At 76.4% G+C, this 18990-nt stretch carries 19 protein-coding genes and 1 pseudogene; 18 read left to right on the top strand and 2 right to left on the bottom strand.

Annotated elements, in window-relative coordinates; translation table 11 throughout:
• Positions 1-87: 87 nt before the first annotated feature.
• The 5 genes from Cpa01nite_RS17775 to Cpa01nite_RS17755 are packed head-to-tail and all read left to right on the top strand — an operon-like array spanning position 88 to position 6246.
• Complete coding sequence (locus Cpa01nite_RS17775) at positions 88-1395, top strand: ammonium transporter (RefSeq protein WP_203670201.1); 1308 nt, start codon at positions 88-90, stop codon at positions 1393-1395.
• On the top strand, positions 1392-1733 hold the full coding sequence (locus Cpa01nite_RS17770) for a P-II family nitrogen regulator (RefSeq protein ID WP_203670200.1): 342 nt from the start codon (positions 1392-1394) through the stop codon (positions 1731-1733). Before Cpa01nite_RS17775 ends, Cpa01nite_RS17770 begins: the two co-directional genes overlap by 4 nt.
• Entirely contained in the window at positions 1734-3500 is a 1767-nt protein-coding gene (locus Cpa01nite_RS17765; RefSeq protein ID WP_203670199.1) for a [protein-PII] uridylyltransferase, read from the top strand.
• 27 nt (positions 3501-3527) lie between these two features.
• Entirely contained in the window at positions 3528-5132 is a 1605-nt protein-coding gene (ffh, locus tag Cpa01nite_RS17760; RefSeq protein WP_203670198.1) for a signal recognition particle protein, read from the top strand.
• Between the two features lie 25 nt (positions 5133-5157).
• Complete coding sequence (locus Cpa01nite_RS17755; protein ID WP_203670197.1) at positions 5158-6246, top strand: amidohydrolase family protein; 1089 nt, start codon at positions 5158-5160, stop codon at positions 6244-6246.
• Positions 6247-6249: 3 nt separating this feature from the next.
• On the opposite strand, the gene Cpa01nite_RS17750 is transcribed toward Cpa01nite_RS17755, so the two are convergent.
• Entirely contained in the window at positions 6250-7095 is an 846-nt protein-coding gene (locus Cpa01nite_RS17750; protein WP_203670196.1) for an alpha/beta fold hydrolase, read from the bottom strand.
• A gap of 235 nt (positions 7096-7330) precedes the next feature.
• On the opposite strand from Cpa01nite_RS17750, the gene rpsP reads away from it, so the two are divergent.
• The 13 genes from rpsP to whiG all read left to right on the top strand — a co-directional run bounded on the left by rpsP (position 7331) and on the right by whiG (position 18089).
• Entirely contained in the window at positions 7331-7762 is a 432-nt protein-coding gene (rpsP, locus tag Cpa01nite_RS17745; RefSeq protein ID WP_203670195.1) for a 30S ribosomal protein S16, read from the top strand.
• A complete protein-coding gene (locus tag Cpa01nite_RS17740) occupies positions 7762-8001 on the top strand; it encodes an RNA-binding protein (RefSeq protein WP_154729712.1) in 240 nt (79 codons plus the stop codon). Before rpsP ends, Cpa01nite_RS17740 begins: the two co-directional genes overlap by 1 nt.
• A 132-nt stretch (positions 8002-8133) precedes the next feature.
• Positions 8134-8727, top strand: a complete 594-nt coding sequence (rimM, locus tag Cpa01nite_RS17735) for a ribosome maturation factor RimM (RefSeq protein ID WP_203670194.1) — start codon at positions 8134-8136, stop codon at positions 8725-8727.
• A gap of 1 nt (position 8728) precedes the next feature.
• Positions 8729-9529, top strand: a complete 801-nt coding sequence (gene trmD / locus Cpa01nite_RS17730; protein ID WP_203670193.1) for a tRNA (guanosine(37)-N1)-methyltransferase TrmD — start codon at positions 8729-8731, stop codon at positions 9527-9529.
• A gap of 195 nt (positions 9530-9724) precedes the next feature.
• Positions 9725-10093, top strand: coding sequence for a 50S ribosomal protein L19 (gene rplS / locus Cpa01nite_RS17725; RefSeq protein WP_203670192.1), 369 nt, complete (start codon positions 9725-9727; stop codon positions 10091-10093).
• 132 nt (positions 10094-10225) lie between these two features.
• Positions 10226-10957 carry a signal peptidase I gene (lepB, locus tag Cpa01nite_RS17720; RefSeq protein WP_239068905.1) on the top strand — a complete coding sequence of 244 codons (732 nt, stop codon included), beginning with the start codon at positions 10226-10228 and terminating at the stop codon, positions 10955-10957.
• Entirely contained in the window at positions 10954-11727 is a 774-nt protein-coding gene (gene rnhB / locus Cpa01nite_RS17715; protein ID WP_203670190.1) for a ribonuclease HII, read from the top strand. The genes lepB and rnhB overlap by 4 nt, the downstream gene beginning before the upstream one ends.
• A gap of 66 nt (positions 11728-11793) precedes the next feature.
• Positions 11794-12117 (top strand): DUF2469 domain-containing protein, encoded by a 324-nt coding sequence (locus Cpa01nite_RS17710; RefSeq protein ID WP_203670189.1) that lies wholly within the window; start codon positions 11794-11796, stop codon positions 12115-12117.
• A 117-nt stretch (positions 12118-12234) separates the two neighbouring features.
• The gene (locus Cpa01nite_RS17705) at positions 12235-12597 is read left to right on the top strand and encodes a YraN family protein (RefSeq protein WP_203670188.1); all 363 of its coding nucleotides are present in this window, start codon (positions 12235-12237) and stop codon (positions 12595-12597) included.
• Positions 12597-14126 (top strand): YifB family Mg chelatase-like AAA ATPase, encoded by a 1530-nt coding sequence (locus Cpa01nite_RS17700; protein WP_203670187.1) that lies wholly within the window; start codon positions 12597-12599, stop codon positions 14124-14126. The genes Cpa01nite_RS17705 and Cpa01nite_RS17700 overlap by 1 nt, the downstream gene beginning before the upstream one ends.
• Before the next feature lie 260 nt (positions 14127-14386).
• Positions 14387-15715, top strand: coding sequence for a DNA-processing protein DprA (gene dprA / locus Cpa01nite_RS17695; RefSeq protein ID WP_239068904.1), 1329 nt, complete (start codon positions 14387-14389; stop codon positions 15713-15715).
• 404 nt (positions 15716-16119) lie between these two features.
• The gene (locus tag Cpa01nite_RS17690; RefSeq protein ID WP_239068903.1) at positions 16120-17052 is read left to right on the top strand and encodes a tyrosine recombinase XerC; all 933 of its coding nucleotides are present in this window, start codon (positions 16120-16122) and stop codon (positions 17050-17052) included.
• A gap of 20 nt (positions 17053-17072) precedes the next feature.
• Positions 17073-18089 (top strand): RNA polymerase sigma factor WhiG, encoded by a 1017-nt coding sequence (gene whiG / locus Cpa01nite_RS17685; RefSeq protein ID WP_203670185.1) that lies wholly within the window; start codon positions 17073-17075, stop codon positions 18087-18089.
• A gap of 84 nt (positions 18090-18173) precedes the next feature.
• Here the strand turns inward: whiG and Cpa01nite_RS17680 are convergent.
• Positions 18174-18650, bottom strand: a pseudogene (locus tag Cpa01nite_RS17680) (peptidoglycan DD-metalloendopeptidase family protein); the annotation flags it as partial.
• Between the last annotated feature and the right edge of the window lie 340 nt (positions 18651-18990).

The following is an 18990-nucleotide window of genomic DNA, read 5'->3' as shown; positions in this document are numbered from 1 at the left end:
TAACACCGGCGGCGCCGTCGCGAAACCGCCGACCAGGAATCTGGTCCCCGATCCGGCAGACCGGCCGGCGAGGGAGAGGCGTTCCACATGGATCTGGACACCGGAGCGACAGCCTGGATGCTGATGTCAGCGTCCCTGGTGCTGCTCATGACGCCGGGACTGGCGTTCTTCTACGGCGGCATGGTGCGCGGCAAGTCCGTGCTCAACATGATGATGATGTCGTTCATCAGCATCGCGGTCGTCGCCGTGGTGTACGTGTTCTGGGGCTGGTCGATGAGCTACGGCTCCGACGTCGCCGGGATCTTCGGCAACCCGTTCGACCAGTTCGGGCTCGCGGGCGCGATCTGGGACGAGAACGGCGAGTACCTGATCGACGGGTACGGCGTGCCGGTCATCGTCGGCGTGGCCTTCCAGGTGACGTTCGCGATCATCACCGTCGCGCTGGTCTCCGGCGCGATCGCGGACCGCGTGAAGTTCGGCACCTGGGTCGCGTTCACCGCGCTGTTCGCCACGTTCAGCTACTTCCCGCTGGCGCACATGGTGTGGGGCGGCGGCGCGCTGTCCGGCGCCGAGGGCGGCATCGCGGCGATGCTGTTCGGCACCACCGACGGCGCGGCCACGGTCGCCCCGATCGACTTCGCCGGCGGCACCGTCGTGCACATCAACGCCGGCATCGCCGGCCTCGTGCTGGCGCTGATCGTCGGCCGGCGCCGCGGCTTCGGCAAGGAGCCGATGCGCCCGCACAACCTGCCGTTCGTCATGCTCGGCGCCGCGCTGCTGTGGTTCGGCTGGATCGGCTTCAACGCGGGCTCGGCGTTCACCGCCGACGGCACCGCGGGCCTCGCGTGGGTCAACACCACGGCCGCGACCGCCGCGGCCATGATCGGCTGGCTCATCACGGAGAAGATCCGCGACGGCCACGCCACCTCGCTCGGTGCCGCGTCCGGCGTCGTCGCGGGCCTCGTCGCGATCACCCCGGCCGCGGGTGCCCTGCGCCCGGTCACCGCCATCGTCCTGGGTGTGGTCGCCGGTGCGCTCTGCGCCCTCGCGGTCGGCCTCAAGTACCGGTTCGGCTTCGACGACTCGCTCGACGTCGTCGGCGTGCACCTCGTCGGTGGCCTCGTCGGCACCATCGGCATCGGCTTCCTGGCCGCCGAGGGTGGCCTGTTCTTCGGCGACGGCATCGAGCTCCTGGTGGTCCAGGTGGTCATCGCGGTCCTGGCGCTGATCTTCTCGGGCTCGGTGACCGCGGTCATCGGCTACATCCTCAAGGCCACCATGGGCTGGCGGGTCAGCGAGGAGGCCGAGGTCGGCGGCATCGACCTCGCCGTGCACGGTGAGACGGGTTACGAGACGCTGGGCGGCGCCCGCGTGGTGACGGAGGTGAAGGCATGACGAAGCTCGTGACGGCGGTCATCCAGCCGCATCGGCTCGACGACGTGAAGTCCGCCCTCGAGGCGGCGGGGATCCGCGGCCTGACGGTGAGCGAGGCCAGCGGCTACGGCCGCCAGCGCGGTCACACCGAGGTCTACCGGGGCGCCGAGTACACGGTGGACCTGGTCCCGAAGGTCAAGATCGACGTGCTGGTCGCCGACGAGGACACCCCCGGTGTCGTCGAGGTGGTCGTCAAGGCGGCGCAGACCGGCAAGATCGGCGACGGCAAGGTGTGGGTCGTCCCGGTCGAGGACGTCGCCCGGGTGCGCACCGGCGAGCACGGCCCCGACGCGCTCTGAATGACCGACCTGCCCGAGGTCCCGCACCCCCGCGATCCGGTGGGGGTGCGGGACCTCCGACATGAGCGGCTCGACCTGGCCGCGCGCCTGTCCGGGCCGGACGCCGACGGCGCGGAGCGCCGCACCGCGGTGTCCGACCTGGTGCGCCGGCGCCTGGCCGAGCTGTGGGAGACCGCGACCGAGGGTCGCGAGACGCCGGGCATCGGCCTGGGCGCGGTCGGCAGCGTGGGCCGCGGCGACGCCAGCCCGGCCAGCGACCTGGACCTGCTGCTGGTGCACGACGGGCGCGGGCACTCCGCCGAGGAGCTCGCGAAGCTCGCCGACGCGCTCTGGTACCCGGTGTGGGACGCGGGGCTCGACCTCGACCACTCGGTGCGCTCGCTCGCCCAGTGCCGCCAGGTGGCCTCCAAGGACCTGCCCGCGGCCGTCGGGCTGCTCGACCTGCGCCCCGTCGCCGGCGACCCCGGGATCGTGCACCGCGCGCGCTCGGCGCTGCTCGCCGACTGGCGGTCCGCCGCGCGCCGGCGGCTGCCCGAGCTGCTGGCGTCCACCCGGCAGCGTGCGGAGCGGCACGGCGAGCTCGCCTACCTGATCGAGCCCGACCTCAAGGAGGCCCGCGGCGGCATCCGGGACGCGGTCGTGCTGTCCGCGCTCGCCGCCACCTGGCTCACCGACCGCCCGCACGGGGCGGTCGACCGCGCGCACGCGCACCTGCTCGACGTCCGCGACGCCGTCCAGACGGTGAGCCGCCGGCACACCAACCGCCTGCTGCTCGCCGACCAGGACGAGGTCGCCGAGCTGCTCGGCGTGGGGGACCGGGACGACCTGCTCGCGAGCCTCGCCGAGGCGGGCCGCGTGGTGTCGTACGCCCTGGACTCGACGGCCCGGAACGCGCGGCAGGCGCTGGCCCGTCCGGCGCGCCGCCCGCTGCTGGTGCGCGGGCGGCGCACCCCGCCGCGGCTGCGCACCGTCGGCGAGGGGCTGGTCGAGCACGACGGCGAGCTGGTACTCGCGGCGGACGCCCAGCCGGCCACCGACCCGCTGCTGGCCCTGCGCGCCGCCGCGACCGCCGCCCGCACCGGGCTGACGCTGTCGCCGATCACGGTCACGAGCCTCGAGCGCACGCCGCCCCTGCCGGCGCCGTGGCCGAAGGCCGCCCGCACGCTGCTGGTGCAGTTGCTCGCCACCGGTCCGGCGCAGGTGCCGGTGTGGGAGGCGCTCGACCTGGCCGGCGTGGTCACCACCTGGATCCCCGAGTGGGCCGGCGTGCGGAACCGCCCGCAGCGCTCGCCGATCCACCGGCACACCGTCGACCGGCACCTCGTCGAGGCCGCCGCGCGCGCCGCGGGGCTGCGCCGCACCGTCGACCGCCCGGACGTGCTGCTGGTCGCCGCGCTGCTGCACGACATCGGCAAGCGGGCCGGCGCGGGGGACCACTCGGTCGAGGGCGCGCGGCTGGCCGGCCCCGTCGTCGCCCGGATGGGCTTCGGGCCGGACGACGCCGCCGACGTCGCGCGGCTGGTCCGGGAGCACCTGACCCTGTCCGAGCTCGCGACCGGGTCCGACCCGGACGACCCCGCGACCGTCGACGCCCTGCTCGCCGCGGTCGACCACCGGCCGGACCTGCTGGCGCTGCTCCGGGCGCTCACCGAGGCCGACGCGTCGTCCGCCGGGCCGACCGCGTGGACCGCGTGGCGCGCCCAGCTCGTCGACGACCTCGTGGCGCGGGCGTCGGTCCGGCTGGCGGGTACCCTGGGACGTCCCTGACCGCCGAGAGAGCGTGAGGATCGCGCGGTGTTCGCCACCCTGTCCGACCGACTGACGTCGACCTTCAAGAACCTGCGCTCCAAGGGGCGGCTGTCCGAGGCGGACATCGACGCCACGGTGCGCGAGATCCGCCGCGCCCTGCTGGACGCCGACGTCGCCGTGCCCGTGGTGCGCCAGTTCACCGGCGCCGTCCGGGAGCGCGCGCTGTCCGCGGAGGTCTCCGGCGCGCTGAACCCGGCGCAGCAGGTCGTCAAGATCGTCAACGACGAGCTGGTGGCGATCCTCGGCGGCCAGAACCGGCCGCTGAACCTGGCGAAGAACCCGCCGAGCGTCATCCTGCTCGCGGGCCTCCAGGGCGCGGGCAAGACCACGCTCGCCGGCAAGCTCGCGCTGCACCTGAAGTCGCAGGGCCACACCCCGCTGCTCGTGGCCGCCGACCTGCAGCGCCCCAACGCCGTGACCCAGCTCCAGGTCGTCGGCGAGCGCGCCGGCGTCCCGGTGTTCGCGCCGCACCCGGGCAACCAGGGCTCCGAGCTGGACGTCGTGTCCGGCGCCGACCCGGTCGCCGTCGCCCGCGAGGGCCTGGCGACCGCGCACGCGCGCCAGCACGACGTGCTGATCGTCGACACCGCCGGCCGCCTCGGCGTCGACGCCGAGCTCATGCAGCAGGCCGCGGACATCCGCGACGCCGTGAGCCCGGACGAGATCCTGTTCGTCATCGACGCGATGATCGGCCAGGACGCCGTCGCGACCGCCACGGCCTTCCAGGAGGGCGTCGGGTTCACCGGCGTCGTGCTGTCGAAGCTCGACGGCGACGCCCGCGGTGGCGCCGCGCTGTCCGTCGCGTCGGTCACCGGCCGGCCGATCCTGTTCGCGTCGACCGGCGAGAAGCTCACCGACTTCGAGGTCTTCCACCCCGACCGGATGGCGTCCCGCATCCTCGACATGGGTGACGTGCTCACCCTCATCGAGCAGGCCGAGAAGGCGTTCGACGCCGAGCAGGCCGAGGAGATGGCGGGCAAGCTCGCCTCCGGCCAGGGCTTCACGCTCGCGGACTTCCTGCAGCAGATGCAGCAGCTGAAGAACATGGGCTCGATGAAGAAGATGCTCGGCATGCTCCCCGGCATGGGGCAGATGCGCGAGGCCATCGAGAACTTCGACGAGCGCGAGGTCGACCGGGTCGAGGCGATCATCCGCTCGATGACGCCGGGCGAGCGCGACAACCCGAAGATCATCAACGGCTCCCGCCGCGCCCGCATCGCGCGCGGTTCCGGCGTGGAGGTCTCGGACGTCAACGGCCTGCTCGAGCGGTTCGCCGCCGCGCAGAAGATGATGCAGCAGATGGCCAAGGGCGGCGGCATGCCCATCCCCGGCATGGGAAACCTGCCCGGCACGGGCAAGAAGGGCCGCGGCCGCGTCGCGCCGTCGAAGAAGGCCAAGGGCAAGTCGGGCAACCCGGCCAAGCGCGCCCAGCAGGAGAAGGCCGCCGCCGACCGCGCCGCGGGCATCGCCCCGGCCGCGGCGCCGGCCGCGAAGGGCTCCGCGTTCGGCATCGGCGGCGGCGCGCCGCAGCAGCCCGACCAGTTCGACCCGGCCGGCCTCGAGGACCTGCAGAAGTTCCTCGGCCGCTGAGCCGGGCCCGGCGCGAGGGGGCGCGATGGGCGACGTGCTGCACCTGACCGGCCCGGTCGTCCTCGACGACGACCGGGTCGTCGGCGAGGCGTGGGTGGTCGGCGGGCGGCTGACGTTCGACCGGCCCGGCGGCGACTCGACGGCCGTCGACGGCTGGGTGGTCCCCGGGCTGGTCGACGTGCACTGCCACATCGGGCTCGCCGCCGAGGGGGCGGTCGACCGGGCCACCGCCGAGGCGCAGGCGGTGGCCGACCGGGACTCCGGCGTGCTGCTGGTGCGGGACGCCGGCTCGCCCGCCGACACCGGGTGGGTGCACCAGCGCGAGGACCTGCCGCGGCTGATCCGCGCCGGGCGGCACCTCGCGCTGCCGAAGCGCTACCTGCGGCACTACGGGCGGGAGCTCGCGGCGCCGTCCGAGCTGCCGGGCGCCGTCGCCGAGGAGGCGGCGCGCGGCGACGGCTGGGTCAAGCTCGTCGCCGACTGGATCGACCGGGACCTCGGCGCCGACGGCGACCTGCGGCCGCTGTGGCCGGACGACGTGCTGGCCGACGCGGTGCAGGTGGCGCACGACGCCGGCGCGCGGGTCACGGCTCACACGTTCTCCGCCGAGGCGCTGGACGGGCTGCTGGACGCGGGGGTCGACTGCCTCGAGCACGCCACCGGCGCCGAGGACCGGCACGTCGCGCGGATCGCGGCGGCCGGCATCCCGGTGACCGCGACGCTGCTGCAGGTGGCGCAGTTCGGGGAGATCGCCGGGCGGGCCGACCGCTACCCGGTGTACGCGGCGCGGATGCGGCGGATGCACGCGCGGCGGTACGCGCACGTGCGGGACCTGCACGACGCGGGCGTGCCGATCCTGGTCGGCACCGACGCCGGCGGCACGATCGGCCACGGGCGGATCGCGGACGAGGCGGCGGAGCTGGTGGCGGCGGGGCTGCCCGCGCGCGAGGTGGTCGCGGCGGCGTCCTGGCGGACGCGGGCGTGGCTCGGCGTACCGGGGCTGGGCGAGGGGGAGAGCGCGGACCTCGTCGTCTACGACGCCGACCCCCGGGAGGACATCGGGGTCCTTGCCGCGCCGCGGGCCGTGGTGCTGCGGGGCGCGCGGGTGGCGTAGCCGCTAGGCCGGGGCCACCGCCGGCGGAGCGCCGCGCCCGACCTGCAGCACCCGCGTCCGGGCGCGCGCGGCCGGGTCGTCGGTGATCGGCTCCCCGTCGAGCCAGCACCGCACGGCGTGCGACAGCTCCGCGGGGTGGCTCCAGTTCATCGCGTGCGCCGCGCCGAGCACGACCACGACGGTCAGGTGGTCCGGCCCGAGGTGCGCGAGCTCCCGGACCCGGTGCGGCGGCGGCATCAGCGGGTCGCGCGACCCGACGACGGCCAGCGTCGGCACCGGCGTGCGGAGCAGCCGCTCGAGCGACGGGAACTCCACCATCTGCCGGAACGCCGCCAGCGCCGCCACCGGCCCGTAGTGCGCGTAGTCGGGCAGGGAGTACCGGCCCATCCGGGGGTCCTCCCGCACGGCGTCCCGGAGCAGCTGGGCCACGGCCCGGGGGAGCGGCTGGTTGTGCGCGCCGCCGGCGGGGGAGGCGAGCACGACGCCGGCCACCCGGTCGGGGGAGCGGTGCGCGGCCTCCAGGCTCACCGGGCCGCCCATCGAGTTGCCGACCAGCACCGCGCGGTCCAGCCCCAGGGCGTCCAGCGTGCCGAGCAGGGCCTCCGCGAGGTGCGGGATCGACAGCGGCGGGCGGGGGCCCGGGCTCGCGCCGTGACCGGGCAGGTCGGGGACGTAGGTCGTGCCGCGGTCGGCCAGCGCGGCGGCCGTCGGGAGCAGGTAGCGTCCCGACACGGCGAAGCCGTGCACGTGCACCAGCGGCGTCGAGCCGGGGACGTCCGTGCCGACCCGCACGGCGACCGGGCTGCCCGCCACGTCGACCTCGCGCACCGCCCAGTCCCCGGCCGTCATGCGGCCGATCGTGGCAGCGCGGCGGGCCGGGCACCGCACCCGGCGCGGGTGACCCGGGGCACGCGGCGCGAGGGTCGCCCGCACGGCCGGGCGTCTGGCACAATGGCCTGCTGTACTCGGCGTGCGCGGCCCCTCTACCCGCGCGGTGCCGTGTCCTCAGGTCCGACCGGGACCGCATGCCCCACGTGCGAACCGCGACGACCGCCCCGCAGACATCTCAGGAGAAGACCACACCGTGGCCACCAAGATCCGCCTCAAGCGTCTCGGCAAGATCCGGGCGCCGTACTACCGCGTCGTCGTCGCGGACTCCCGCACCAAGCGTGACGGTCGCGTCATCGAGGAGATCGGCAAGTACCACCCGACCGAGGAGCCGTCGCTCATCGACATCTCCACGGAGCGCGCGCAGTACTGGCTGTCCGTCGGCGCCCAGCCGACCGAGCAGGTCCTCGCCCTCCTCAAGGTCACCGGCGACTGGCAGAAGTTCAAGGGCCTCCCGGGCGCCGAGGGCACCCTGCGCACGAAGGCCGCCCCGGCCGACGTGAAGGCCGCCGTCGACGCCGTCGCCGCCGACGCCGAGAAGGCCAAGGCCAAGGCGTCCGAGAAGAAGGCCGCCGCCGCCGAGGCCCCGGCCGCCGACGAGGCGTCCGCCGAGGACGAGCAGGCCTGATGCTCGCCGACGCGCTGGAGCACCTGGTCCGGGGCATCGTCGACCACCCGGACGACGTGCGGGTGGACGCCCGCACGCTCCGCCGCGGTGACCTCCTCGAGGTCCGGGTGCACCCGGACGACCTCGGGCGGGTCATCGGCCGCGGCGGCCGGACCGCCCGCGCGCTGCGCACCGTCGTCGGCGCGCTGTCGGCCGAGGGTCCGGTCCGCGTGGACGTCGTGGACGTCGCCCGGCGGTGAGCCGCGCACCCGGACGGCCTCGCGCCGCCCGGTGAGACACCGGCACAGGCCCGGTCCCGCGCAGGGACCGGGCCTGCGTCGTGCCCGCCGTACCCTGGTCCGGCCCGAGCCGGACCCCCCGAGAGGAACCCCATGCTGCTGACGGTCGCCCGGATCGGCCGCGCCCACGGCCTGCGCGGCGAGGTGTCGCTCGACCTGCGCACCGACGAGCCCGCGGCCCGCCTCGCGACCGGCGCCGTGCTGGCGACCGAGCCCGCCGAGCGCGGCCCGCTGACCGTCGCGCGGACCCGCGAGCAGCAGGGGCGCTGGTACGTGACGTTCGCCGAGGCCGCCGACCGCACCGCCGCGGAGTCGCTGCGCGGCGTCGAGCTGGTCGTCGAGGTCGCGGAGGACGCCGCCACGGCCGACGACGAGGACGCCTGGTACCCGCACGAGCTCGCGGGCCTGCGCGCCGAGCACGTCGACGGCCGCGTGGTCGGCGAGATCCTCGGCCTCGAGCACCACCCCGCGCACGACGTGCTGGTCCTGCGCGAGCCCGACGGCGCCCGCACGCTGGTGCCGTTCGTCCGGGCGATCGTCCCGGTCGTGGACGTCGCCGGCGGCCGCGTCGTGCTGGACCCGCCGGGCGGGCTGCTGGCGGCGGATGCGGCGAACCTCGTGGTGAGCGAGGAGACCTCGGGCGGGCCGGGCGCCGACGCGGCGGAGCGCGGCGGGGACGACGACTGACGTGCGCATCGACATCGTCTCGATCTTCCCGGAGTACCTGACCCCGCTCGGGCTGTCGCTGGTGGGCAAGGCGCGGACGTCCGGGCTGGTCGACCTGCGGGTGCACGACCTGCGCGACTGGACCACCGACCGGCACCGCACCGTCGACGACACCCCGTTCGGCGGCGGCGCCGGCATGGTGATGAAGCCGGACGTCTGGGGCGCGGCCCTGGACGAGCTCGTCACCGACGGGACGCACCTGCTGCTCCCGACCCCGTCCGGCGCCCCGCTGACGCAGCGGCACGCCGAGCGGTGGGCCGAGGACGCGCACCTGGTGATCGCCTGCGGGCGGTACGAGGGCATCGACGCCCGGGTCGCCGCGCACTACGCCGCACGGCCGGGCGTCGAGGTCAGCGAGTACTCGATCGGCGACTACGTGCTCAACGGCGGCGAGGTCGCCGCGATGGTCCTGGTCGAGGCGGTCGTCCGGCTGCTGCCCGGCGTCGTGGGCAACCCGCACTCGCTGGTCGAGGAGTCGCACGGGGCCGCCGGGCTGCTCGAGTACCCGGTGTACACGAAGCCGCCGGCGTGGCGGGAGCTGGACGTGCCCGAGGTGCTGCTGTCCGGGCACCACGGCCGGGTCGAGCGCTGGCGGCGCGACCAGGCGCTGGCGCGCACCGCCGAGCGCCGCCCCGACCTGCTGGCCCGGCTCGCGCCCGCGGACCTCGACAAGGCCGACCGCGCGGTGCTGGCGGACCTGGGCTGGGCCGTCGGCGACGACGGGCCGGCGCCCGTGCCCGGGCTGCCCGCGGCGGGGGAGTAGCCGCCCGGTTTCGACCGCAGGGCCCGGGCTGTGGCACACTTGACGGTCGGTGCCCGACGGCCACGCCTCTGCCACAGGGGAGGCGACCCACGGCCCGCCGAGCGATCGGCCGCGCACCGCACCTCATGCCATCCGGCGCCCCGGGCGCCGACGACGACGCGCGTGACCTGTGGCACGGCGGGAAAGCGACACACGATGTCCCACATCCTCGACTCGATCGACGCGGCTTCGCTCCGCTCCGACATCCCGGACTTCCGCGCCGGCGACACCCTGAAGGTCAACGTCAAGGTCGTCGAGGGCAACCGCTCCCGCGTCCAGGTGTTCCAGGGCGTCGTGATCGCGCGCCAGGGCGACGGCATCCGCGAGACCTTCACGGTCCGCAAGGTGTCGTTCGGCGTCGGCGTCGAGCGCACCTTCCCGGTGCACTCCCCGACCCTGGAGTCGATCGAGGTCGTCACCCGCGGTGACGTTCGTCGCGCGAAGCTCTACTACCTGCGCAACCTCCGCGGCAAGAAGGCCAAGATCAAGGAGAAGCGCGAGACGGTCCCGGCCAAGCAGGCCTGAGACCCGCGCTGCGCGTCCGACGGGCGGCCACCCCTCACCCGGGGTGGCCGCCCGTCGGCCGTCGCGAGGAGGTTCGGTGCCCACCGGCGCGTGGGTGTGGGCACCGCCAGGTCGACGTGGGAGAGTGAAGCGGTGACGGACCAGGACGCGGCACCCGCGAGCCACGAGACGCCGGCTCGCAGGTCGCCGGAGGGCCGGCGCGGGCCGGTCGCCTCGTTCCTGCGGGAGACGGTGATCATCCTCCTCAGCGCGATCGTGCTGTCGTGGCTGGTCAAGACGTTCCTCGCGCAGGCCTTCTTCATCCCGAGCGCGTCGATGCACGACACCCTGCTCGAGGGCGACCGGGTGCTCGTCAGCAAGCTCGCGCCCGGCCCGCTCGACATCCACCGGGGCGACGTCGTGGTGTTCGCCGACCCGGGCGGCTGGCTGGACCAGCAGGCCGTCCCGGAGACGAACGCGTTCCAGGACGCGCTCATCGCGATCGGGCTCATGCCGCAGCAGTCCGAGGACCACCTGATCAAGCGCGTCATCGGCGTGGCGGGCGACCGGGTGGCCTCCACGGGCGACGGCTCGCCGCTCACCGTCAACGGCGTCCCGGTCGACGAGTCGGAGTACCTCGCACCGGGCGCCAGCCCCAGCGAGATCGCGTTCGACGTCGTCGTGCCCTCGGGTTCGGTGTGGGTCATGGGGGACAACCGGCAGTCGTCCGCCGACTCGCGGTTCCACCTCGGCGAGCCCGGCGGCGGGTCCGTCCCGGTGGACGACGTCGTCGGCACCGCGTTCGTCAAGCTCTGGCCCGTCGACCGCATCGGGCTGCTGCGCAACCCCGGCGACGTGTTCGCCGACGTGCCGGAGCCGGCGTGACCACCACCGGCCGCGCCCGCACCGCCTGGAACCGCGCCGCCCCGACGCTGCGGGTCGAGCGGCAGATCATCCGCGACGGCGTCCCCGCGCTCGCGTGCGCCGACGAGGTCGGCCGCGGCAGCCTGTCCGGGCCCGTCACCGTCGGCGTCGTCGTCGTGACGGCCGACAGCCGCTCCGCGCCGCAGGGCGTGCGGGACAGCAAGCTGCTGAGCGCCGCCGAGCGCGAGCGTCTCGCCCCGCTGATCCGGCGCTGGGCGGCCTGCTGGTCCGTCGGGCACGCCGAGCCCGCGGAGATCGACCGCTACGGCATCGTCGCCGCGCTCCGGCTGGCCGCGCACCGCGCGATCGCGGGGCTCGAGGTCGCGCCCGGCGCGCTGCTGCTCGACGGCAACCACGACTACGTGACCACCCCGGCGCAGGACACGCTGCTGGGCCCGCCCACGGTGCTCGACGCCGTGCCGCCGGTCCGGACGATCGTCAAGGCCGACCTGCGCTGCGCCGCCGTGGCCGCCGCCAGCATCCTGGCCAAGACCGAGCGGGACGCGATCATGACGCGCCTGCACGACGACCACCCGGAGTACGGGTGGGCCGAGAACAAGGGCTACTCCGCGCCCGAGCACCTGGCCGCGCTGCGCCGGCTCGGCCCGACGCCGCACCACCGGACCTCCTGGCGGCTGCCGGGGGTCGAGGGAGCCGCGGGGGCGGGGGCGCCGGTGCCGGCCGCGGAGCTCCTGCTGGGCGAGCCGCTGGCGCTGGACGTCGCGGGCTGACGGGCCGGGCGCGCTCCGACGGGCGCGCGTGCGGGCCGTCGCGCCCGGATGGGGGATGATGGGTCGGTGAGCGCCGAGGACCTGGAGAACTACGAGACCGAGATGGAGCTCGCGCTCTACCGCGAGTACCGCGACGCCGTGGGCCTGTTCTCGTACGTCGTCGAGACCGAGCGCCGGTTCTACCTGGCGAACCACGTCGACCTGCAGGTCCGGTCGGCCGCGGGCGAGGTCTACTTCGAGCTGACCCTCGCCGACGCGTGGGTGTGGGACGTGTACCGGTCGGCGCGGTTCGTGAAGTCCGTGCGGGTCGTGACGTTCAAGGACGTCAACGTCGAGGAGCTGGTCAAGGCCGACCTGGACCTCGGCGGCGGGAGCGGCTTCACGCGCTGACGCGGGGACGCCGAGTCCTCCACAGGGGGCTTCGCGTGCGCCGTCCCCAGGCGGAGCCGTCGTGGGCCGCGACGCCGTGCTGCCCCGCGCCAGGGTCGGTGCCGGAGGTGGTGCCGGATGCGCACGCGGAACGAGACCGGCCGGCTGGGTGAGGACCTGGCGGTGCGGTGCCTGGAGCAGGACGGCTACGAGGTCCTGGACCGGAACTGGTACGGCCCGGGCGGCGAGCTCGACGTCGTGGCCTACGACCCGGCGGAGGACGCCGTCGTCGGCATCGAGGTCAAGACCCGGCGGACGGCGACCTACGGGACGCCGCACGAGGCGGTGACGCCGAAGAAGGTGCAGCGGCTGCGCGTGCTGCTGGCGGCGTGGCTGGCGGAGCACGACGTGCACGCCGACGGCGTGCGGCTCGACCTGGTGGCGGTCTCGCTCCGCGGGGACGAGCCGGCGCGCGTCGACCACGTCGCGGGCATCGGCTGATGGCGCTCGGGCGCACGCGCGCGGTCGGCCTGGTCGGGCTGTCCGGGCACGTCGTGGAGGTCGAGGCGCACCTCGCGTCCGCCCTGCCGGCGTTCGTGCTCGTCGGACTGCCGGACGCGTCGCTCGCCGAGGCGCGCGACCGGGTGCGCGCGGCGGTCGGGTCGACCGGTCTGACCTGGCCCAACCGGCGGATCACGGTGAACCTGTCACCGGCCGCCCTCCCGAAGGCCGGGCCGGCGTTCGACCTCGCGGTGGCGGTGTCCGTCCTGGCGGCGTCCGAGGCGTTCGAGCCCGACCGCGCCGCCCGGGTCGTCCACCTCGGCGAGCTCGGCCTCGACGGCCGGTTGCGACCCGTGCGCGGCGTGCTGCCGGCGGTCGCCGCGGCGGTGGCCGCGGGGCTGCGCGACGTCGTCGTCCCCGAGGCCGACGCCGCGGAGGCGGCGCTCGTGCCGGGGGCGCGCGTGGTGGGCTGCCGGACGCTCGCGCACGTCGCCCACCGGTACGGCGCCGCCGTCCTGCTGCCGGACGTGCCCGTCGCCCCGCCGGTCCGGGCCGCCGGCGGGCACCGCAGGCCGCCGGGCGACCTCGCGGACGTGCTCGGCCAGGCCGAGGCGCGCGGGGCGGTCGAGGTGGCCGCGGCGGGCGGGCACCACCTGCTCCTGGTCGGGCCGCCCGGCGCGGGCAAGACGATGCTGGCGTCGCGGCTGCCGGGCCTGCTGCCCGACCTGGACGAGGCCGAGGCGGTCGAGGTCACCGCCGTGCACTCCGTGGCCGGCACGTTCGACCCGGAGGGCGGGCTGCTGCGCCGGCCCCCGTACGAGGACCCGCACCACACCGCGACCCCCGCGAGCATCATCGGCGGCGGGTCCGGCCAGCCGCGGCCGGGCGCGGCGTCCCGGGCGCACCGCGGCGTGCTGTTCCTCGACGAGGCGCCCGAGTTCCCGACCGCCGTGCTGCAGACGCTGCGGCAGCCGCTCGAGCACGGCGAGGTGGTCGTGCACCGCGCGGCCGGCGCCGCCCGGTACCCCGCGCGGTTCCAGCTCGTGCTGGCCGCGAACCCCTGCCCGTGCGGCCGGGCGATCGGCACCGGCCTGGCGTGCTCCTGCCGGTCGCTGGAGCGGCGCCGGTACTTCGGCAAGATCTCCGGCCCGCTGCTCGACCGGGTGGACGTGCAGGTCGAGGTGCCCGCGGTCCGGCGGGCGGAGCTCGTCGGAGCCGCCGAGAGCACGGCCACCGTCGCCGCGCGGGTGGCGCTCGCGCGGGCCGCGCAGGCCGCGCGCTGGGCGGGCACGCCGTGGCGGGTCAACGGGGAGGTGCCGGGACGGGTGCTGCGGGAGCGGCTGGGGCCCGACGCCGACCTGCTGGACCTCGTCGACCAGGGTGTGGACCGCGGGACGCTCACCCTGCGCGGGGCCGACCGCGTGCTGCGCCTGGCGTGGACCGTCGCGGACCTCGCGGGGCGGGCGGCGCCGACGCGGGACGACGTGGGGCGGGCGGTCGCGCTGCGGACGCGCGGGCAGGGGACATGAGGCCGGGGAACGGGACGGCAGCGGGGGCGGCGGCAAGGACGGTGGCGGGCACGGCGGCGCCGCGGGCGGGGGTAGCGCCGGGGGACGCGGTGGGCACGGACGCGCGGGCGGCGGACGCCCCGAGGACGCCTGCGGCGACGGCGTCGCCAGCGAGAGCCGCCCCGAGGGTGCCCGCGGTGACGGAGCCGCGAGCGGGGGCCGCCCCGAGGGTGCCCGCGGTGACGGAGCCGCGAGCGGGGGCCGCCCCGAGGGTGTCGCGGGTGCCGGGGCACCCGGCGAGCAGGTCGACCGACGACGCGTCCGGTGACGGCGAGGTGTGGGCGCGCGCCGCGTGGAGCGTCGTCGCGGAGCCGGGCGACGCGACGGCGGGCGCGGTGGTCGCGGCGCTGGGCGCGCCCGCGGCGCTCGCGTGGGCGCTGTGGGCGGTGACGACGACGCCCGACCACGCCCTGGCGCGCCTGCGCCGCCTGGTCGCGCGCGGGGGAGCGGACGGCGCCGAGCTGCCGGACGACGAGCCGGGTGCGGCGACCGGCGAGCCCGGTGCCGGCTCCGGCCCGTGGCCGCCGAGCACCGTCCGCGTCCTCGCCCGCGCGCTGCCCCGCTGGGCGCCCCGGCTCGCCGACCTCGACCCGCGGCCGGCCCTCGACGACCTCGCCGGCCGCGGCGGGACGCTCCTGGTGCCCGGCCGGCCCGGGTGGCCGGCGCGGCTCGACGACCTCGGTCCCGCGGCGCCGCTGTGCCTGTGGGCGCGCGGCGACCCGGACCTCGCGGCGCTGACCGAGCGCTCCGTCGCGGTCGTCGGGGCGCGCGCCGCGACCGCCTACGGCGAGCGTGTCGCGGGCGACCTCGGCGCGGGGCTGGCCGAGCGCGGCGTCACGGTGGTGTCCGGCGGCGCGTTCGGCGTCGACGTGGCGGCCCACCGCGGAGCGCTCGCCGTCGGCGGGCGGACCGTCGCGCTGCTGGCGGGCGGCATCGACCGGCCGTCGCCCGCGGGGAACCTGGCGGTGCTGGAGCGGCTGGTCGACGACGGCGGCGCGCTGGTCGCCGAGTCCCCGCCCGGCACGCCGCCGAGCCGGGCGCGCTTCCTGCAGCGGAACCGGGTCATCGCGGCGCTCGCGGGCGCGACCGTGGTCGTGGAGGCCGCGTGGCGGTCGGGCGCGCTCAGCACCGCCGCCCGGGCGGCCGAGCTGCTGCGCCCGCTCGGGGCGGTCCCGGGCCCCGTCACGTCGATGGTGTCCGTCGGCTGCCACCGGCTGCTCCGCGATGCCGGCGCCGTGTGCGTGACCGACGCCGCCGAGGCGGCCGAGCTGCTGGCCGGGGCCGAGCCCGCGCCGGCGCCGGCGCAGGACGACGCGCGGGGTGCGGCGGCCGGCCACGGCACGCCGCAGGCGGTCGGACGAGGCGCCCACCGGCCCGACAGCCCCGCCGCGCGCGTGCTCGACGCCCTGCTGCGCCGTCGGGCGCTGGCCGCCGAGGAGGTCGCCCGGCGCGCCGGCCTCGCCGAGCACGAGGTCGTCGCCACCCTCGGGCTGCTGGAGCTCGCCGGCGACGTGCGCCGCACGGAGGGGACGTGGCTCCCGACGGCATGACGCGCCCGGCGCAGGTGGCTCTCGTCGACGTGACGTGTCGCGGCACGGGTGGTCCGCCGGTCCCCGGCGCCGTCGTGGGAAACGACACGTCCGGTTGGAAAGGCTCGCCGCCCCCGGGACCGCGCAGGGCGCATTCACCCGCCCGGCCCTCGCACGCCCCGCAGCGTCCGCCTCCGCCCGTCGCGGCCCGGGATCCCGCGGCGGAAAACGCATTCACCCCGATGGAGCAGGCGCCGGAAGTTCCCGGGCTGTCCGAGGGGTGGACGATCTCACCCGGGAATGGCTCCCGTGCGGTCGGGAATTCGCCCCGAGAATCGGACATTTGACCGTGTTTCGTACAGGGGTGGGTGAAACGCGCCACAGACCGCTTGTCGCCCGCAGGTGTGACGGGCGACCGTAGTGCCGTGCACACGGGGGCTGCGGTGGAGACGGCTCGGGGGACCACCCCGGCGGCCGAGGCGTTCGCGCTCCACCTGCGCACCCAGCGGGGCCTGTCGGAGAACACCGTGCGGGCCTACCTGGGCGACCTGGACGCCCTCGCGGGCTACGCCCGCCGGCACGGCGTCGCCGACCTGACGCAGGTGGACCTCACCGTCCTGCGCGGCTGGCTCGCCTCGATGGCCACCGCCGAGCGCAGCCGCGCGACGCTCGCCCGGCGCGGCGCCGCCGCTCGCACGTTCTTCGCCTGGGCGGCCCGCACCGGCCGCGTCGCGCAGGACCCGGCGCTCCGCCTGGCGAGCGCCCGGCCCGCGTCGCACCTGCCGACGGTCCTCGACCAGGGCGCCGCCGCGGCGCTGCTGGACACGGCGCGTGTGCGCGCCGACGACGGCGACCCGGTGCACCTGCGGGACTGGGCCGCGCTCGAGCTGCTGTACGCCACCGGCGCGCGCGTCGGCGAGCTGTGCGCCGCCGACGTCGACGACCTGGACCTGGGCGCGCGGACGATCCGGCTGACGGGCAAGGGCGACAAGCAGCGCGTCGTCCCCGTCGGGGAGCTCGCGGTCGAGGCGGTCGAGGCCTGGTTGTCCCGCGGCCGGCCGGCGCTCGCGACGGAGGCCTCCGGGCCTGCGCTCCTGCTCGGCCGCCGCGGTGGACGTGCGGATCAGCGCCAGCTGCGCAAGGCTGTGCACGACGCGTCCGCCGACGCCGGCGTGAGCGACGTGGCACCTCACGCGCTCCGGCACTCGGCCGCGACCCACCTGCTGGAGGGCGGCTCCGACCTCCGCAGCGTGCAGGAGGTGCTGGGGCACGCGAGCCTCGCCACCACCCAGCGCTACACCCACGTGACCGCGGACCGCCTCCGCGCGTCCTTCGAGCAGGCCCACCCCCGCGCATGACGTCCGAGATGGAGACGCCCATGTCAGTCCCGGCTGAGGACACCGTCCCGCTGGCTGCCTCGTCGCGCCGCGCCACCAGCGCGCCCCTCGGCGTGATCCCGCGCCAGCAGACCCTTCAGGGCGAGGAGCTCGACCTGGACGCGGCGGGCGCGCTCGCCGTCGCGACGGAGGTCGCCGAGGCCGAGATCGACGACGCCGAGCTCGAGGCCGTCGTCACGCTCACCGCGGTGGCGGACGACCTGACGGAGCTCGACGAGCTGGCCGGCACCGCGGTCGACCCGGTCGCGCAGGACTGGCAGCTGTTCAAGTCCGGCGGGGACCGCCTCGTCCGCGAGCGGCTGATCCTGCACTACGCCCCGCTCGTCACCGCCGTCGCGGGCCGGGTCGGCATGCGGCTGCCCGCGATGGTGGAGCAGGCCGACCTCGTGTCGTACGGGATGTTCGGCCTCATCGACGCGATCGAGAAGTACGAGCTCGGCCGCTCGGTGAAGTTCGAGACCTACGCCAGCGCCCGCATCCGCGGCGCGATCATCGACGAGCTGCGCGCGATGGACTGGATCCCGCGCTCGGTGCGGACCAAGGCCCGCGCGGTCGACCGCGCGTACGCCGAGCTCGAGAGCCAGCTGCACCGGGTGCCGACCGAGTCCGAGGTCGCCGCCCGCCTGCAGATGGACATCCGCGAGCTGCGCGCGCTGTTCACCCAGCTGTCGACGGTGAACGTCGCCGCGCTCGACGAGCTGCTCGGCGCCGGTGAGGACCGGGGGGACCGGCTGTCCCTGCTGGACACCCTCGGAGACGACCGCACGCCCGACCCGGAGAACTCGTTCGAGGCGCAGGAGACCAAGTTCCTGCTCGCCCGCGCGATCGACCAGCTCGGCGAGCGCGAGAAGCTCGTCCTGGTCCTCTACTACTACGAGGGCATGACGCTCGCCGAGATCGGCCGCGTCCTCGGCGTGACCGAGTCGCGCATCTCGCAGATGCACACCGCGGCGATGCTGCGCCTGCGCGCGCGGCTCACCGAGGCCGACCGCGGCTGACGCGCCGGGCGGTCCCCGCCCCGCCGCATCCCCGGCGAGCAGCACCACCGGCCCGCCCCGGAGCAGCAGCATCGGGTCCAGGTAGAGGTCGCCGTCCCGCACGCCCCAGTGCAGGCACGTCGGCGCGCAGTGGCTCCGGTCCGCGGTCACCGTCCCCACCACGGAGCCGGCGGCCACCCGTGCGCCCACCGGGGCCGTCGCGGCGACCGGCTCGACCGAGCTCCGCAGCCCGTCGTCGTGCAGCACCGTGAGCACCGGCCGGTCCACGACGACGCCCGCGTAGGTCACGACGCCGTCCCGCGGGGCCAGCACCGGCGTCCCGACCGGTGCGTCGAGGTCGACGCCCCGGTGCCCGGCCGCCCAGGGCGCGGCGGGTCCGTCGAAGGGCTCGACGACCACGACCGGCTCGACCGGCGCGCGCCACGCCGCGGGCGCCGACGCGGGGACCGCGCGCCCGGCGGCCACCGGCCGGAGGGCGTGCGCCGCGGTCAGCGCCGTGGCGACGAGCGCCAGCAGCAGGGCGGCGGCGAGCAGCCGGCGGGGGAGCGGGACGGCGGGCATGGTCCGAGGGTGCCGCGCGGCGTGGTCGCGGTGCGGGCTCGGGCGGGCCCGGCCTGGGGACGCGCGACGCGCGCCGGCCTGTGGAGGACTCGCCGCCCGCCTCGCGGCCGACGCGGCGTGCGCCCGCGACGCGCCCTCGCTCCGTCCTGCACTCCAGCGCCTCCGCGCCCCGGTCCAGCGGGGGATCGTCGGCGAGGTCGCACTAGTTGCGGGGTTCGACGCCTGCCAACCCCGCAAGTAGTGCAATCTCGATGCAGGCAGGCAGGCAGGCAGGCAGGCAGGCAGGCAGGCAGGCAGGCAGGCAGGCAGGCAGGCAGGCAGGCAGGCAGGCAGGCAGGCA

It is taken from the genome of Cellulomonas pakistanensis, from assembly GCF_016862755.1.
GTDB lineage: Bacteria > Actinomycetota > Actinomycetes > Actinomycetales > Cellulomonadaceae > Cellulomonas > Cellulomonas pakistanensis.
This window is presented reverse-complemented; position numbering and strand designations above follow the sequence as displayed.